We start from the raw sequence: 15655 nt of genomic DNA, 5'->3' as shown, positions 1-15655 counted from the left end.
CCCAGGGCGCGTTGCGGGCCGGGCGCTGATACACTCGCGTCCGTGATCCGCGACGTCGTGACCGACCCCAGCCCCGAAGAACTGGTGGCTTTCTTGGACGAGCACCTCCGCGCCGGGGACGAGCTCGTGCAGGTCGTGGGCGCGTGCGAGGTCTTGTATAGCGGCCGCGCCGCCAGCGTCGCCGAGGCCGGTGATTACCTGGTGCTCGTCAAGGCCGACGGCAGCGTGCAGGTGCAAGGACCCAGGGGGGTGAAGCCCGTCAACTGGCAGCCGCAGACGGACGACGTGCGCGTGGCGCTGGAGGACGGTTGCGCCGTGCTGGTGGCGGAGCGCTTCAACCCCGCCGAGTTCGTGCGCGTCGCTTTCCAGGCGCCCGCCCTGGGCCTGGCCCTGCGGCTCGAGGAGACCGGCAACTTCGTGCTAATCGGGAGCGAGGCCGAGATGCAAAGAGCGCTGGCGGAGGACCCCGAGATCATCGAACCCGGGCTCGTCGTCATCGACCTCGAGCTGCCCACCGACGTCGGGGGCATCGACCTCTTCGCGCGAGACAGCCAGGGCCGGCTGGTGGTCGTGGAGCTCAAGCGCGGCAAGGCCAATCACGAGGCCGTCCACCAGCTCGACCGCTACGTCAGGAGCGTGAGGGCCCGTTACCCCGGCGAGGTGAGAGGGGTGCTGGCAGCGCCCGCCGTCACGGCGCCGGCCCTCAACCGGCTGGGTGTCCTGGGCCTCGAGTTCCGGGAGGTAACGGCGTTGCGGGGTGCGCCGGCCGAGGTGACTGAGCAGCCGGGCCTGTTCCGCTGACGCCCCGACCCGGGTCAGCGGGGTAGGCGGCCTACGGTCTGCGCCCAGACGCATGAAGTTAGTAACGGTCCGAGGAGGCCGCGAGACTTACACTGGAGCCCGCATGCCGCTGTTTCGCAAGGACCCATTTGGGCGCGCCTGGGTGCTGCTCTCTCCGGAGCGCGGACTCGAACCCTCCGATTTCGGGAGCGTCGCACCGGCGCCGCAACAGTCGTTGTTGTCGCCCGGCAACGAGGCGCGGGCGGGCGCGGAGATAGCGGCCGTCAGGCCGGCCGGCTCTAGGGCGGGTGATCCGGGCTGGCGCATCAGGGCGATCACGCACCCGGCGAACCTGGTGAGCGCCAAGCCGGCCTACGTCGACGCCGGCAACGAACTCTTCAAGCAGGCCGTCGCCTACGGCCATCACGAGATCATCGTCGAGCACCCCGACGCCCGGCAGCGGCTCGAGACCATGCCTGCGGAGCACCTGACCGAGGTCCTGCGGTTCTACCGCGAGCGGATGGCGCTGGCCGGTTCGCGCCCGGGCGTCGCCCACGTACAACTCACCCGCAACGTCGGCCGGGCTGCAGGGGCCATGTACGACCACCCGCACGCCCAGTTGCTGGCCGTGCCCGTCACCAACCGCTGGGTGGAGGAGGAGGTGTCCGTCGCCTCCGCGCACTACCGGGAACACCAACACTGCCTCTTCTGCCAGGTTCTCGAGCAGGAGTTGGCTTCGCGCGAGCGCGTGGTGACGCAGAATGGCGCCTACGTCGCGCTTGCCCCCTTCGCCTCCAAGACGCCCTTCGAGACCTGGATACTGCCCCGCCAGCACGGCAGCTCGTTCAGCTCGGTCGCAGCCAACTCGCTGCCCGCTCTGGCGGAACTCATGCAGTCGGTCGTGCGGGCGCTTAACGATGCGCTCGACCAGCCCCCCTACAACCTCATGCTGCACACGCTGGTGGAGGAGGGTCGGCCCGACTACCACTGGCACCTGGAGCTCTTGCCGCGCCTCACCAACCAGGCGGGTTTCGACTGGGGCACCGGGTTCTTCGTGAACCCCACCCTACCGGAGGACGCGGTGCGCTTCTTGCGCGAGGCCCTGGCCATGCAGCAGGTGCGCGTGTGACCGACGAGCGGGGGGACCGCGGCGAAGCCGCGGGGCAGGGCGGCGGCCCGCGCACGCCACCGCGTAGGCAGCGCCTCAACGTAGTCCTGGTGGTGCTGGCGACGCTCGGAGTCCTCCAGCTCATCTACCTCAACCTGGTGGAAAGTGACCGGATGCTGGTCCTCAACCGCGAGGTGCCCAGGTTGGAGGCCGACGTGGCCCGCCTGCAGGCCGAGGAGCAGCAGTTGTTGGACGTGGTGGCACACTCGGGTGACGAGCGTTACCGAGAGCAACTGGCTCGAGCGCTGGGCTTCATCGGGCCGGATGAACTGCGCGTCGTGACCGGCCCGGCCGAAGCGGGCCACTGAACGGCGGCCTGGCCGCCAGCAGCGCGCCGGCCGCGGTATCGTGACGGCCACTAAGCCGTTGGAGGAAAGCGCGCGTGGCTGACGACACCATCACCTGGATGAACGAACTGACCGCCGAGATGGAGGAGCGGCGCAAGAAGATCGAGGCCGGCGGTGGCGAGGCGCGCCTGAACAAGCAGCGCGAGGCGGGCAAGCTGACGGCGCGCGAGCGCATCGACCTCCTCCTCGACGAAGGCAGCTTCGTCGAACTCGGCGTGTTCGTGGCGCACCGCGGGGGCGACCTCATGGAGGGCGTGCACGCTCCCGGCGAGGGCGTCGTCACCGGGTACGGCAGGGTGAACGGCCGCACCGTCTTCGTCTTCTCGCAAGACTTCAGCGTGTTGGGCGGCAGCCTGGGCAAGATGCACGGCCAGAAGATCGCCAACGTCATGGACCTGGCGGTGCGCACGGGCGCGCCCATCGTGGGCCTGAACGATTCGGCCGGGGCGCGGATACAAGAGGGCGTCGACTCGCTCTCAGGTTACGGCGACGTCTTCTTCCGCAACGCGCGCTACTCGGGCGTGGTGCCGCAGATCTCGGCCATCCTCGGCCCCTGTGCGGGCGGCGCCGTCTACAGCCCCGCGCTCACCGACTTCGTGCTCATGGCGCGCGGCACCTCGTACATGTTCATCACCGGCCCCGAGGTCATCAAGTCGGTGACCAACGAAGAGGTCACGTTCGAGCAGCTGGGTGGCGCCGACGTCCACGCCAAGGTCTCCGGCGTCGCGCACCTGGAGGGCGCGGACGACGCCGAGGTACTGGCCACCATCCGCGAGCTACTCGCGTACCTCCCCCAGTCCGCGCGCGAGAAGCCGCCGCTGCGCCCGACGCAAGACCCGATCACGCGCGAGACGCCGGAGCTGTTGGCGGTCGTGAACCCCGACCAGCGCCGCCCGTATCCCATGCACGACGTGGTCAAGGGCCTGGTAGACGACAGGCGCTTCCTCGAGGTCCAGCCCGACTTCGCCAAGAACATCATCGTCGGCTTCGCGCACTTAGGCTCACAACCCGTCGGCGTGGTCGCGAACAACCCGCGGCACCTCGCCGGTACCCTCAACATCGACGCCTCGGACAAGGCCGCGCGCTTCATCCGCACCTGTGACGCCTTCAACGTTCCGATAGTGACGTTCGTCGACGTGAGCGGCTTCATGCCGGGCGTGGCCCAGGAGCATGCCGGCATCATCCGCCACGGCGCCAAGATGCTTTACGCCTACGCCGAGGCCACCGTCCCGAAGGTCACCCTCATCGTGCGCAAGAGCTATGGCGGCGCCTACCTCGCCATGAACTCGCGCGACATGGGCGCCGACGTCGTGCTGGCGTGGCCGACGGCGGCGGTGGCCGTCATGGGGGCCGAGGGGGCGGCCAACATCATCTACCGGCGCGACATCCAGAGCTCGAAGGACCCGGCCGGGACGCGCGCCGCGCGCATAGCCGAGTACAAGCGGCGCTTCGACAACCCTTACGTTGCCGCCGAGCGCGGCTACATAGACGACGTCATCGATCCCAAGGACACGCGGCGCAGGCTCATCGCCAGCCTACGCATGCTCGACGGTAAGGAAGTGGCGCTGCCGTTCAAGAAGCACGGGAACGTGCCCCTGTAGCGCCGGTTCGACGGAAACGGCGCGGCGAAGGCACGGGCGGTCCGGAGCTAGGGATGGAGCGAGGGCAAGGGCGGCCCGAAGGTCGTGGCGGCGCGTAGGAACGGCCGGCGAGAAGGCTGTGGCGGCGCATAGAACAGTCGGCGCGAATGAACGGCCGGCGCGAAGGCCCCTGGTCGCCCCAGGCTAAGCCCTCAGTCCACCTCCCGCAGGTCGCTCATCAGCTGCCAGCCGACGCCCTCGGGCGTGGCGTTCAGGCGCTCGTCGAGCCGCGCGGCCATCTCCCTCAGCAGGTCGGCCGGATCGTGGCCAGGCTGGACTATGGCCACCACCGTGAGTTGGTAGACGACTTGCGTGGCGCTCAGCGTGCCGTCGTCGAAGAAGGTGAACGGCGCCGCCGGCATGGCGTCCAGCAGGACGTGTACGTCGGGCCCGAGCTGCTCCCTCAGGCCGGCCAGGTCGGGCGCCTGGTCACGAGGGTGCCACAAGTAGCCCTGGATGAGCTTGAAGGCCCTTGGCGTCTTGACGTCACCCTCCCACAAGGCACGGTCATCGCCCACGTGCTCCGAGTACGCCCGGGCGTCGTCTCCGGCCTTGCCGTCGTCGGCTTCGTCCGGGCGGCTCAACTGAAACCCGCGGGCAGGGGAAGGTTCGGCAGCAAAGCTCGCCAGCGCGCGGCGAAGCCCGCCAGGTCGTCCAGCAGCAGGCCCCTGAAGCCCAGCAGCTCGCAGGCGGCAATGTTGCCCTCGTTGTCGTCTACGAACACGATCGACTTAGGCGGCAAATCCAGGGCGGCGGAGAGGGCGTCGAAGGCCTCGCGCCGCGGCTTGCAGACGCCTATCTCGTTCGAGAACACGAAGGTGCTCAGCTTGGACATGCGTGGGTCGTTGCGTACTTGGTCGGACAGTTCCGGCACGTTGTTGGAGAGCATGGCGAGCGTCAGCCCGGCGGGCAGCGACGCGAGCAGCTCGTACATGACGGGACGCTCACGAATGGCGCCGAGGAACGCCCTCCGGAACCGCTCCAGGGTGGAGGTGGCGCCCACAGCGCTCTGGAAGCGCTGGTGGAACTCCCGCATGTCGTGCGCCCCGACCTCGAAATCCTCCATCAGGCGCAAGTAATGGGGCCTGACGGCGTCGGCGGGCAGGCCGTGTAGTTCGGCGAGGCGGACATGAGCGCTCGAGTCGAACGTGCCTTCCGTGAACACGCCGCCCCAGTCGAAGGCGATGGCCCTGAGCGGTTCTGGCAGTAGGCCGCTCACGCCCATCAGGGACGCGTGCCCGCGCGCCAGCGGTGCTCCTTGTCCTCGCTGATGAACCACTGCAAGAACGTGACGACGAACGGGATGCCGAAGGCCACTATGCCCGATACCTTCATCAGGGCGCCCGCCAACTGCTGGTCGTCGAGCACCGAGATGCCGAAGGCGCGCACGGGCAGGTGGGCGTAAGCGGAGTAAAGAGCGTCGGGTGAGAACGTGATGCCGGCGAAGATCGGCAGCTGCGCCACCGGCAACAGGAACAGGTAGGCCGCCCGCACGATGAACGCAGGGCGCGGGAGCTCCTCGATCGGGCTCATGATGGGCCACCACACCATGAGCGATGCGAACAGCAGGATGATGTGGACCGAGTGGTGCAGCGAGGTGTTGGAGATGGATAGGTCGTAGAACGCGGGCAGGTGGTACACGGCAAGCGCCAGTGAGAACACCACGAACGTCATTAGCGGGTTCAGCACCACGCGCATGATGGGCAGCATGCGGCGGTTGGCCAACGTGGCCCTGAGCAACCATGCGGGCGTGCCGGCCAGCAGGATGGGCGCGATGGCGTAGGTGAGGATGAGGTGTTGCGCCATGTGCGCCGACAGGAGGTAGCGCTCGGCCAGGTCGTGAAGGGGCGATCCCTCGTTGAGGAACAGCGCGAGCAACCCGATTCCGAACACGATGGCGTGCTTGGTCGGGTAAGGCTCTCCCGGCGCGATGCGCCTTCTGAGCGGGCCGACCGCCAAGTAGTAGGCCGTCGCGGAGGCGGCGATCATCCCTAGGAGCACGGGTTCCAACTGCCAGTTCAGATAGAGCATCTCGCGGTTGTCCTTCCCTCGCAGCCGGCGCGCCTGCTTGCGAATCCGGCAAGGTCTGCAGCCATGCTAAACCCAAAACGAGCACGGCGCGGCGCGCCGTGCTCGAGATGCTTCCTGGTGGTGCCTCACAACTGCGTGCTGCACGGTCCCCGAGGGGGCCGCGGAGCCCGTCAATCCAGGCCGAGGGCCTCGCGAGCAGCGTGATTCTCGTCCGGGGTGCGGTTGTCCGGGCGGCGGGCCTCGACGTCGGCGGCCACGTAGGGCTGGAAGTCGGCGGGCGGGTCGGACCAGGCCGTGAGGGCATGGTTGAGGGCGTCTGCGATGTCGCCGTCGGCAAGGTGGCCCCACGCGGGCATGACGCCGTTGTAGGGGGCGCCGTTCACTGTGATGGGGCCCTGCAGGCCGAACAGTACCGTGTCGAGGAGGTACTGGCGGCCGCCGTCCAGGGCGTAGATGTCGTCTGAGTGACCGGCCAGGGGCGGGAACGCTCCCGGGATGCCCTCGCCCGACGCCTGGTGGCAGGCCATGCAGTTCGCGTTGAAGACCGCCTTACCGTGTTCCTGGTCCCAGCTGACGGTCGTGGCCGCGGGTGCGGCTCCGGCCGGTGCGCCGGACGCTGCCTCGCCGGACGGTGCTTCACCCGACGGTGCCTCCGTCGTCGGCGTGGTCGCGGACGCGGCCTCCCCCGCGCCCGACGGCGCTTCGGCGGTACTCGGGGTCGCGCCCGCCTCCTCCGCTGCCGGCGGCGTCGCGACGTTCACCGTGTAGGTCGAGGCGTCGTTACTTGCCAGCGGCGCGGCGATCGGGACGGTGCGGTCCTTCACGCGAGGGTTGTCGGCGATCTGGGCCGGCCCACGCGAGGCGCCGCCCGTCCGCACGTTCTCGAGCATCGCCTCCGGGATCTCGTTGTGCGCGGCCTTCCCAGCCACGACGTTCTGCGGTCGGGTGGCCGAGACCGCGCGCGGCAGGACGAACATCGCCGTCAATCCGACGAACGTGGCCATGGCGATGAACATGCCGCTCGAGAAGAAGCCCGTGTAGGTGCGATCGTCGGCCTTGAGGTGCATGAAGAACATGACGACCATCACGAACTTGACCACGGACAGGGTGATCAGCCAGACCAGGGTCCAGCTGGGGCCCAGCCAGGCCTGCGGGTACTCGACGAGCGCGAACTCGATGTAGGTGATGACGCCCAGGATGATGGCGACGATCAGGTAGGTGGTGACGGAGGAGTGTTTCGTTTCAGCCATTAGTCGGAAGCCTCGCCTACACGAATTCTACGAGGTAGACGACCGTGAAGATCACGATCCACACGATGTCGACGAAGTGCCAGTAGAGACCGGCGATCTCGAGGTAGACCGCGTCCTTGGCGGTGGTCGGACGCAGGTACGAGGTTATGAGCGCGCTGACCAGCCAGATGACGCCGACGGTCACGTGAATGCCGTGGGTGCCCGTGAGGATGAAGAAGGTGGTCCCGAACAGGTTCTGGTGGACGGTAAGGCCGGCATTCACGAAGTGCGTGAACTCGAAGACCTGGAAGCCCAGGAAGATCGAGCCGAAGATGGCGACCCCTGCGGTCCAGAGGCGGAACCTGCTTATGTCATTCTGGCGCAGCGCGTGCAAGCTGAGCACCATGAGCAGGCTCGACATGAGCAGGACGAAGGTGCTGATCGTCGTTAGCGGGATGTCGAAGACGTCGCGCGGCAGTGGGCCGACGAGGCTGCGGTTGTGATAGGCGAGGTAGGTGCCGATGAGCGACCCGAAGAACATGGTGTCGGACGCGAGGAACACCCACATCAACAGCTTGACGTCGGGCAACTTGCTCGAACGGTAGGGCGCCACGTGGGCCGGGGCCGGGCTGGCGTGGGAAGCGTCGGCGCTCATACGTGCTCCTCCGCAACGTCGAAGTGAAGGTGCGTGCCGCCGACGCCCTCGAAGGCCCAGGCGAAGATGGTGAAGATGAACGACAGGCCGCAGATGACGGCTAGGACCATGTTGTCGTACATCAGTCCGTAGCAGCCCACGGCGAGTGCCAGCGCGCCCAGGATCGGGAACCAGGACTGGCCGGGGATGTGGACGCCCGCCGCGTCGTAGGCCCTGCCCTCGGCGGGATCGGGGGGCGTCACGTGCATGGATTCCGGATACTTCTCCGCCCAGAACGCGTCGAGCGAGTTGACCACCGGCTGCGTCTTGAAGCCGTAGTAGGCGGGTGGCGATTCGGTCGTCCACTCGAGCGTCCGTGCGTCCCACGGGTCCTTGCCGGCGGGCTTGCCGCGGACCAGCGCGTGGATTACGCCGTAGAAGATGAGGATGAGGCCCACGCCCATCACCCAGCTACCGATGGTGGAGAGCATGTTCACGAGCTCCAGCCCGATGCCCTCGGGGTAAGTCTGGATGCGGCGCGGCATGCCCATCAGCCCCGCCAAGTGCTGTGGGAAGAAGATGAGGTGGAAGCCGATGACGGTGAACACCCAAGCGACCTTGCCCAGCTTCTCGTCCATCATCTTGCCCGTGATCTTCGGGAACCAGTAGTACAGCGCCCCGAAGAAGGCCAAGAGGGCCCCACCGCCCATCACGTAGTGGAAGTGCGCCACCACGAAGTAGGTGTCGTGCACCTGCGCGTCGAAAGTGGGCATGGCGACCATGATGCCCGTGATGCCCCCGAGCGTGAAAGTGACGAGGAAGGCCAGCGCGTACAGCAGTGACGTCGTGAACCTGATACTGCCGCCCCACAGGGTTCCCAGCCAGTTGAAGATCTTGACGCCCGTTGGAATGCCGATGATGAACGACGTGAGCGAGAATGCCGTGTTGACGACGGGGCCGAGTCCCGTGGTGAACATGTGGTGCGTCCAGACCGCGAAGCCCATGAACCCGATGAGGATGCCCGACAGGATCATGATCGGGTAACCGAAGATCGGCTTGCGCGAGAAGGTCGGGATGATCTCGCTGATCACCCCGAAGGCCGGCAAGATGATGATGTACACCTCCGGGTGGCCGAAGATCCAGAAGAGGTGTTGCCACAAGATCGGCAGGGCGCCGGCCTCTTGCACGAAGAAGAGCGTGCCGAAGGTGCGATCGAGGATGATCTCGAGGAACGCGATGGTGAGCGGTGGGAAGGCGAAGATGATCATGAACGACGTGATGAGCATCATCCAGGCGAAGACCGGCATGCGCATCATGGTCATGCCCGGAGCGCGCATGTTCACCATCGTCACGATGAGGTTCATGGCGGTGGCCGTCGTGCCTACGCCGCTGATGAACAGGCCGAACATGTAGAAGTCGACGTTGAGGCCCGGGTTGTGCGACAGCGAGGTGAGTGGGGCGTAAGCCACCCAGCCCATGTCGGGCGCGCCACCCAAGAACCAAGACGAGTAGATCATCAGGCCACCGAACAGGTAGACCCAGTAGCCGAACGCGTTCAAGCGCGGGAAGGCGAGGTCGCGAGCGCCGATCTGCAACGGCACGAAGTAGTTGGCGATGCCGATGCCGAGCGGCATGATGGAGAGGAACACCATCGTCACGCCGTGCATGGTGAAGAGCTGGTTGAACTGCTCCGGGTTGACCACGCTCATGTTCGGCGTGAGCAACTGCAGGCGCATGATGAACGCCTCGGTCGCCGCCGCCGCCATGAAGGTGAACGACGTGAGCATGTAGAGGATGCCGAGGCGCTTGTGATCGACCGTCGTCAGCCAGGAGCCGATGCCGGTGGTCCAGGTCGGACGGACGAAGAGCTTCCCACGGGTGGAACTGGTGATTGTGGGCTGAGTGGTGGCCATCAGTTGCCTCCGCTTGACGCTCGAGCGAGCGCCTGATTGCTGTCATTCACACCTAGGCTCAACAAGAAGGCGGCGATGGCGGCCGTCTCCTGGTCGCGATTCGGGTCGTTTGCTTCCCACAAGGTCGGCATCCGGTTGCCCGGCTTGACCGACTGCGGGTCGGCTATCCAGGCCGCGACGTTCTCGGGCGTGGCGTCCAGAACACCCGCTCCGACAGTGTTGCGCAGGCCGAAGTTGGTGAGGTCGGGGTAGAGGGGCTGACCGTACCTCATGCCCTCGGTGTAGTTGCCGATGTTGTGGCAACCGATGCAGCCCTTGGCGGCCACGAGCTGGCGGCCCTGGGTCACGAGTGGGTCCGACGCCACGGTCTGGATCGCGGGCTTCTGGAACTTCGCCACCCAGGCCTCGTAGTCCGACTGCTCGGATACGACCACTCGGAAGCGCATGTACGCGTGGGCGCCGAGGCAGAGCTCGGCGCACTGGCCCGAGTAGATGCCCACGCTGTCCTCGTTGGTGTCGAACCAGAGCTGATTGTCTTGATTGGGGATGAGGTCGACCTTACCGGCCAGGCGCGGGGCCCAGAAGGCGTGAACGACGTCCGCCGAATTGAGGTGCAAGATAACGCGCTTGCCGGCTGGGATATGCAACTCGTTGGCCGTGGTGATGCCGAGCTCGGGGTACTCGAAGCTCCACCACCACTGATGCCCGACCACGTTGACCACCACGTCGTCGGCCGTCGCCACCACGTGAGACTGCGTGCGGAAGACGGAGCGGATGGTCGGGATGGCTACCAAGACGATGATGATGACGGGCACGATGACGAGGATCAGTTCCACTATGGGATTGCCGTGTGACTGCACCGGGAGCTTGTCGTCCTTGCGCCGCCTGAACTTGAAGACGGCGTAGATCAGGGCCCCGAACACGCCGACCATCACGGGGATGCTCAGGTACCAGGTCCACATGAACAGGTCCAGCTGGTCCTGGGCGATGCTGCCGATAGGGCTGAAAGTCGACTGCTCGCCCTGCAGCGAACAACTGGCCAGCAACGGCGCGAGAAAGGCGACGGGCAGGCCCCGCCTCAACCACCTCATAGGCACGATTCCCTCCTCGGGAGGTTTGAATTGGGGCTGGCGAAGGGTTTGGGCCCCAGAATCTGAGCGCTAATGTAGCACACACGTCGGAAGCGGAACGGCTAAGGGATCGGGATTGGCCCGCCGGACTGTGCGCCTAGGACGCATTCCTGATCATGGCCCCCCTCGTTCGGCCCTTCGCGTTCGGGCTGCTAGGGGGGTGCGAAAGCGCGGCTGGGGTGGCGAAGTCAACCGTCACGGTAGCTGGAAGCCTCCAGCAGGTGGGCGCCATTCACCCCTGCGGAGCCGTTCAGATCGGCCACGGTGCGGGCCACGCGCAATAGTCGGTCCAGCCCGCGAGCCGTGGGCCTCCTGCTACGAACTATCCGCCCCAGGACGGCCTCTCCGGTGGGTTCGAGCAAGGCGTGCGAACTGAGCGCGCGGCCGCTGAGGTAGGCGTTGGGAACCCCCTGGCGCTCGAGGGCCAGGAACCGCGCCGCCGCCACTCGTGACGCGACCACCTCGCTTGCCTCGCCGGGCGTGGCCGAGAGCAGTTCGGCCTCGGAGAGCCGCGGCACGTGCACGCGGAGGTCGAGCCTATCGAGGAGCGGCCCGGATAGGCGCCGCTGGTAGCGGGAAACCTCGCCCGGGTGGCAGAGGCAAGGGTGCGCGTCGTCATCGGCGCCGTGGTAGCCGCACGGGCAGGGGTTGCGCGCCGCCACGAGCTGGAAGCGCGCGGGCAGCCGGACGCTGCCACTGGCGCGCGAGATGGTGATGACGCCGTCCTCCAGCGGCTGCCGCAACGCCTCGAGCACCGACCGCGAGAACTCCGGCAACTCGTCGAGGAACAGCACGCCCAGGTGCGCGAGCGAGGCCTCTCCTGGGCGCACCACGGCGCCGCCGCCGATGATCCCGGCTTCGGAGCCGGAGTGATGCGGTTGCCTGAACGGTGCGGTGCGCATGAGGCCGCCGCCGGGGAAGCGGCCGGCGCTGGAGTGGACGCGGGTGACCTCGAGCGCCTCAGCGTCGGGCAGCGGGGCCAGGATGCCCGGCAGGCGCCGCGCGAGCATGCTCTTGCCGGCCCCCGGGGGGCCGGTGAGGAGCAAGTTGTGGCGCCCGGCGGCAGCCACCTCCAAGGCCCGGCGGGGAAGCGCCTGGCCGCGCACGTCGGCCAGGTCTGGGAGAGGGTCGGCAGCGGCTCCAGGCACCGCGGCCGAACTCGGCGGCGCGTGTGCGGGAAGAACCTGCCTGCCCGTCAGGTGGCCGAGCGCCGCCGCCAGCTTGGCGACCGCGAACACCTGGGTGCCCGGCACCAGGGCGGCCTCGTCGGCATTGGCCGCCGGCGCGAGTATGCGCCCCACGCTGCCTGCGGCGGCCCCCAGGCCGGCGCTCATCAGCGCGATGGCCACGGCGCCGCGGACGGGGCGCAGGCCTCCGTCGAGCGCCAGCTCGCCGAACGCCACGAGCCCTTCCAGGGCGCGGGCGGGCAGGCGACGGTCCGCGGCTAGGAGGGCCAGCGCGATGGGAAGGTCCAGCGCCGGACCCTCCTTGCGAACGTCGGCGGGCGCCAGGTTGACGAGGATGCGGCTGGGCGGCAGCGGCAACCCGAGCAGTTTGAGGTTCGCACGGACCCGCTCCCGCGACTCCTGCACCGCCGCGCCGGGCAGCCCGACGATGGTGAAGTTGGGCAGCCCGCCGCTCACGAACGCCTCGACCCTCACCTCCAACGCCTCCACGCCCTGGATGGTGGCGGAGGTGACGGCGGCGAACATCTTCCACCGACGGTAGGCCGACGTTCAGGTCACGTGCGCGGCGCCTTGGGCTCGAGCCCGTGGGCGCTAGGCGGCGGCCCACGGCCGGGGCAGGGGCTCAGACGGCTTCGTGCGCGTAGAGCCCGAAGGTGTTGGGCCCCACGTGACTGGCTATCACGGCGCCGATCTCGTGGAAGCCGCCGAACTGATAGGCGATTCCCGCCGCGTCGACGGCCGTGCGAAGACCCTCGGCGGCGGCCAGGTCCTGCACGTGGATGAGGTTGAGCACGATCGGCCCACCCGCGGCCGCGGCGTACGCCTTCAGGCGTTCGACCATCTCCTGCTGCGCCTTCTTGAGGCCGCGCGCGCGGCTCAGTGGCCCCACCTTGCCGTCCTCGAGCGTCAGGAGGGGCTTGACGTTCAGAAGGCTCCCGAGGAGAGCCGAGGCGCGCCCGATGCGGCCGTTCTTCTGCAGGTAGTCCATGGTGGCAACGGTGAAGATGACGAAGTTGGTGTCGCGCACCCTCTCGAGGGCGCTGACGATGGCGCTGGTTTCGGCGCCCTCGTCGCGCATGCGCGACGCCACGCGGACCATCTCGCCGTGGCCGAGGCTGGCCGCTCGGCTATCGAAGACGGTCACCGGCACGCCGGCGTCCTCCTTGGCGATGTTGGCCGACTGGAACGTGCCCGAGATCTCCGAGGAGATCGTGATAACCAGGATCTGGTCGGCGCCGGCCGCCACGGCGCGGCCGTAGGCCTCCGAGAACTCCGCAGGGCTCGGCTGACTCGTCGAGGGCATCTCGGCGCCGGCGGCAACGCCGGCGATGATCCTGGCCGGGTCGATCTCGGACCAGTCGTTGAACGTGCCGCCTTGGAAGTGGACGTGAAGCGGTACCGCCTCCACCTCCAGCTTGGCGAGCTCCTCCGCAGTGAGGTCGCATGTCGAGTCGGTGATGATCGCGAGTTTCATACCTGGCTCCGTAACTTCGCGCCCGCGGCAGCACCACGGCTAAGCGAGGAAGGGTCGTGATGTCGTAGCCAGGATATACGAGAGCGGTGCACTAACGCACATGCGGCCGACGCGCCGGAGGTGGAGCGCCGAAGGGAGCGCATGCGGGCGGCCCGGCCGTGTGGCCCTGCGGTGTTCATGGCTGCGGGTTCGGGCCGGGTAATGTGAGGCAGATGCTGGAAGCCGTCTGGTGGCTGCTGACGCCAAGCACCCTGTTGGTGCTGTTGGCGCTATTGGCGTTCGTGGCCGGACGCCTCGGCGCGGGCCGCCTTGCCGCGGGGTTCCTCTTCCTGCCCCTGTTAGCGCTGCTGGTGCTCGTACTGGCACCGGTCGATCAGTACCTGGCCAACGGGCTGGAGAGCCGCGTCCCGGCACCCGCGGCCCTACCCGAGAAGGTGGACGGGATCATCGTGCTGGGCGGTGCCGTCGAGTGGCGGATCGGGCAGGCGCGCGGCCAACTAACGCTCGACGACGCGGGCGAGCGCATGCTCGCGGCGCTGGCGCTGGCGAAGCGCTACCCGGGCGCGCAGGTCGTGTTCACCGGACTGTTCGATGACGCCATCAAGTGGGAGTGGAAGGGCGCCGGCGGCGAGGGTCTGCTGTTCGAGGACGCGCTGCGCGGGCACCCGGTGACTTACCTGGGCGAGTCGCGCAGCACGTACGAGGACGCGCTCCTGAGCCTCGAGAGGGTGGCGCCGCAGCCGGGTTCCACCTGGCTTCTCGTCACGAGCGCACTGCACATGCCGCGGGCGTTGGGTACGTTCAGGGCCCAGGGTTGGTCGGTAACACCGTTCCCCGTCGACTACCGCTCGCTGCCCCCCAGCGAGTGGCGGAGCGCCTGGCGCTTCGACCTGGCGGTGGGCAAGCGGCTGGCGGGGCTGGACCGCGTAGTGCGCGAGTGGGGGGCTTACGAGGTCTACAAGCGGGCCGGGCGGCTGGCCGAGTGACCGGAAGTGCCGGATGGTCCGGGCGGCTGGCCGAGTGACGGCGAGCGCCGGACCCGAGCAGCTCGGCACCTAGGAGTCGAGCAGCGCCTCGCCGATCTGCACCGCGTTGAGGGCGGCGCCCTTACGGATCTGGTCGCCGGCCACGAACAGGGCGAGGCCGCCCGGCAGGCTCATGTCGGCGCGGATCCTGCCGACCAGCGTGTAGTCCTGGCCGCTGGCGTCCAGTGGCATGGGGAACCTGTTCCCTTGGCGGTCGTCCACGACGCGCACGCCCGGCGCGTGGCTCAGCACCTCGCGGGCGTCCGATTCCGTGACGGGGCGCTCGAACTCGGCGTGGATGGACTCGCTGTGGGCCCTGAACACTGGTACGCGCACGCACGTGGCGCTGATGGCCAGTTGGGGTGCCCCGAGGATCTTGCGCGACTCGAGGGCCAACTTGCGCTCCTCGGTGTTGTAGCCGTCCTCGCCGATCTCGGAATCGTGGCTGAAGAGGTTGAACGCGATCGGGTGCTGGAACTTAACGGGCGCCGTCGGCGCGCCCAGCGGTTCCCCGTTGGGGCCGGAGGCGCCGGCCAGCACCGCCTGACTCTGCTCGCGCAGCTCGCCCATGCCGGCCGCGCCGGCGCCGGAAACGGCCTGGTAGGTGGCGACCGTCGCCCGCTTGAGCCCGAAGGCGCGGTGTAGTGGCGCCAGGGCCATCAGCGCGATGATGGTGGAGCAGTTCGGGTTGGCTATCAGGCCCGGGTGGTTCTTAAGCGCGTCCGGGTTCACTTCCGGTATCACCAGGGGCACCCGGGCGTCCATGCGCCACGCGCTCGTGTTGTCGATGACCACGCCGCCCCGTGACGCCCACGCCCAGGCGTGCTCCTTTGAAAGGCTGCCGCCCGCGCTGGAGAAGATGAAGTCGGCGCCGAGGTCCCCGTCTTCCGGCAAGCTCCGCAGCAGGTGGTCCTCGCCCTTGAACCTCACCGCCTTGCCGGCGGACCTGGGCGACGCGTAGAGCTTGAGTTCCGTGATGGGGAACTGCCGCTCCTCCAATATTGCGAGTAGCTCTTGGCCCACGGCCCCGGTGGCTCCGACGACGGCGACGCGCATGCGGGGGAGTCTAGCACCGCCGCCCCGAGGGCGGCAGGCAG

The 15655-nt window shown here is 68.0% G+C and carries 15 protein-coding genes; 5 read left to right on the top strand and 10 right to left on the bottom strand.

What is annotated here, in order from left to right:
- Positions 1 to 42: 42 nt before the first annotated feature.
- The 4 genes from nucS (at position 43) to ROY82_11710 (ending at position 3896) form a co-directional block, all read left to right on the top strand.
- Positions 43 to 801 (top strand): endonuclease NucS, encoded by a 759-nt coding sequence (gene nucS, locus ROY82_11725; GenBank protein ID MDT3683128.1) that lies wholly within the window; start codon positions 43 to 45, stop codon positions 799 to 801.
- A gap of 103 nt (positions 802 to 904) precedes the next feature.
- Positions 905 to 1909, top strand: a complete 1005-nt coding sequence (locus ROY82_11720; protein MDT3683127.1) for a hypothetical protein — start codon at positions 905 to 907, stop codon at positions 1907 to 1909.
- Entirely contained in the window at positions 1906 to 2256 is a 351-nt protein-coding gene (locus ROY82_11715) for a hypothetical protein (protein MDT3683126.1), read from the top strand. The genes ROY82_11720 and ROY82_11715 overlap by 4 nt, the downstream gene beginning before the upstream one ends.
- A gap of 74 nt (positions 2257 to 2330) precedes the next feature.
- Positions 2331 to 3896, top strand: a complete 1566-nt coding sequence (locus tag ROY82_11710; protein MDT3683125.1) for an acyl-CoA carboxylase subunit beta — start codon at positions 2331 to 2333, stop codon at positions 3894 to 3896.
- Between the two features lie 191 nt (positions 3897 to 4087).
- On the opposite strand, the gene ROY82_11705 is transcribed toward ROY82_11710, so the two are convergent.
- The 9 genes from ROY82_11705 to ROY82_11665 form a co-directional block, all read right to left on the bottom strand.
- On the bottom strand, positions 4088 to 4519 hold the full coding sequence (locus ROY82_11705; GenBank protein MDT3683124.1) for a DUF3208 family protein: 432 nt from the start codon (positions 4517 to 4519) through the stop codon (positions 4088 to 4090).
- On the bottom strand, positions 4516 to 5154 hold the full coding sequence (locus tag ROY82_11700; GenBank protein MDT3683123.1) for an HAD family phosphatase: 639 nt from the start codon (positions 5152 to 5154) through the stop codon (positions 4516 to 4518). The genes ROY82_11705 and ROY82_11700 overlap by 4 nt, the downstream gene beginning before the upstream one ends.
- Positions 5155 to 5159: 5 nt before the next feature.
- Positions 5160 to 5966, bottom strand: coding sequence for a cytochrome c oxidase assembly protein (locus ROY82_11695; GenBank protein ID MDT3683122.1), 807 nt, complete (start codon positions 5964 to 5966; stop codon positions 5160 to 5162).
- Between the two features lie 170 nt (positions 5967 to 6136).
- Complete coding sequence (locus ROY82_11690) at positions 6137 to 7216, bottom strand: cytochrome C oxidase subunit IV family protein (GenBank protein MDT3683121.1); 1080 nt, start codon at positions 7214 to 7216, stop codon at positions 6137 to 6139.
- Between the two features lie 16 nt (positions 7217 to 7232).
- Positions 7233 to 7850 carry a cytochrome c oxidase subunit 3 gene (locus tag ROY82_11685; GenBank protein ID MDT3683120.1) on the bottom strand — a complete coding sequence of 206 codons (618 nt, stop codon included), beginning with the start codon at positions 7848 to 7850 and terminating at the stop codon, positions 7233 to 7235.
- A complete protein-coding gene (gene ctaD, locus ROY82_11680; GenBank protein ID MDT3683119.1) occupies positions 7847 to 9742 on the bottom strand; it encodes a cytochrome c oxidase subunit I in 1896 nt (631 codons plus the stop codon). The genes ROY82_11685 and ctaD overlap by 4 nt, the downstream gene beginning before the upstream one ends.
- On the bottom strand, positions 9742 to 10833 hold the full coding sequence (coxB, locus tag ROY82_11675) for a cytochrome c oxidase subunit II (GenBank protein ID MDT3683118.1): 1092 nt from the start codon (positions 10831 to 10833) through the stop codon (positions 9742 to 9744). The genes ctaD and coxB overlap by 1 nt, the downstream gene beginning before the upstream one ends.
- 227 nt (positions 10834 to 11060) lie before the next feature.
- Entirely contained in the window at positions 11061 to 12584 is a 1524-nt protein-coding gene (locus ROY82_11670; GenBank protein ID MDT3683117.1) for a YifB family Mg chelatase-like AAA ATPase, read from the bottom strand.
- 97 nt (positions 12585 to 12681) lie between these two features.
- Complete coding sequence (locus tag ROY82_11665) at positions 12682 to 13533, bottom strand: DegV family protein (GenBank protein MDT3683116.1); 852 nt, start codon at positions 13531 to 13533, stop codon at positions 12682 to 12684.
- A 212-nt stretch (positions 13534 to 13745) separates the two neighbouring features.
- On the opposite strand from ROY82_11665, the gene ROY82_11660 reads away from it, so the two are divergent.
- Positions 13746 to 14519 (top strand): YdcF family protein, encoded by a 774-nt coding sequence (locus tag ROY82_11660; GenBank protein ID MDT3683115.1) that lies wholly within the window; start codon positions 13746 to 13748, stop codon positions 14517 to 14519.
- A gap of 69 nt (positions 14520 to 14588) precedes the next feature.
- Here the strand turns inward: ROY82_11660 and ROY82_11655 are convergent, their stop codons facing one another.
- Positions 14589 to 15614, bottom strand: a complete 1026-nt coding sequence (locus ROY82_11655; GenBank protein ID MDT3683114.1) for an aspartate-semialdehyde dehydrogenase — start codon at positions 15612 to 15614, stop codon at positions 14589 to 14591.
- Positions 15615 to 15655 lie beyond the last annotated feature (41 nt).

It is taken from the genome of Truepera sp. (assembly GCA_032027045.1).
GTDB lineage: Bacteria > Deinococcota > Deinococci > Deinococcales > Trueperaceae > JAAYYF01.
This window is presented reverse-complemented; position numbering and strand designations above follow the sequence as displayed.

What these genes read in the sequence shown, in the direction of transcription:
- ROY82_11670 (MDT3683117.1), bottom strand. Translation starts at nt 12,584, where the DNA reads ATGTTCGCCGCCGTCACCTCCGCCACCATCCAGGGCGTGGAGGCGTTG.
- ROY82_11720 (MDT3683127.1), top strand. Translation starts at nt 905, where the DNA reads ATGCCGCTGTTTCGCAAGGACCCATTTGGGCGCGCCTGGGTGCTGCTC.
- ROY82_11665 (MDT3683116.1), bottom strand. Translation starts at nt 13,533, where the DNA reads ATGAAACTCGCGATCATCACCGACTCGACATGCGACCTCACTGCGGAG.
- ROY82_11690 (MDT3683121.1), bottom strand. Translation starts at nt 7,216, where the DNA reads ATGGCTGAAACGAAACACTCCTCCGTCACCACCTACCTGATCGTCGCC.
- ROY82_11695 (MDT3683122.1), bottom strand. Translation starts at nt 5,966, where the DNA reads ATGCTCTATCTGAACTGGCAGTTGGAACCCGTGCTCCTAGGGATGATC.
- ROY82_11655 (MDT3683114.1), bottom strand. Translation starts at nt 15,614, where the DNA reads ATGCGCGTCGCCGTCGTCGGAGCCACCGGGGCCGTGGGCCAAGAGCTA.
- ROY82_11685 (MDT3683120.1), bottom strand. Translation starts at nt 7,850, where the DNA reads ATGAGCGCCGACGCTTCCCACGCCAGCCCGGCCCCGGCCCACGTGGCG.
- ROY82_11660 (MDT3683115.1), top strand. Translation starts at nt 13,746, where the DNA reads ATGCTGGAAGCCGTCTGGTGGCTGCTGACGCCAAGCACCCTGTTGGTG.
- coxB (MDT3683118.1), bottom strand. Translation starts at nt 10,833, where the DNA reads ATGAGGTGGTTGAGGCGGGGCCTGCCCGTCGCCTTTCTCGCGCCGTTG.
- ctaD (MDT3683119.1), bottom strand. Translation starts at nt 9,742, where the DNA reads ATGGCCACCACTCAGCCCACAATCACCAGTTCCACCCGTGGGAAGCTC.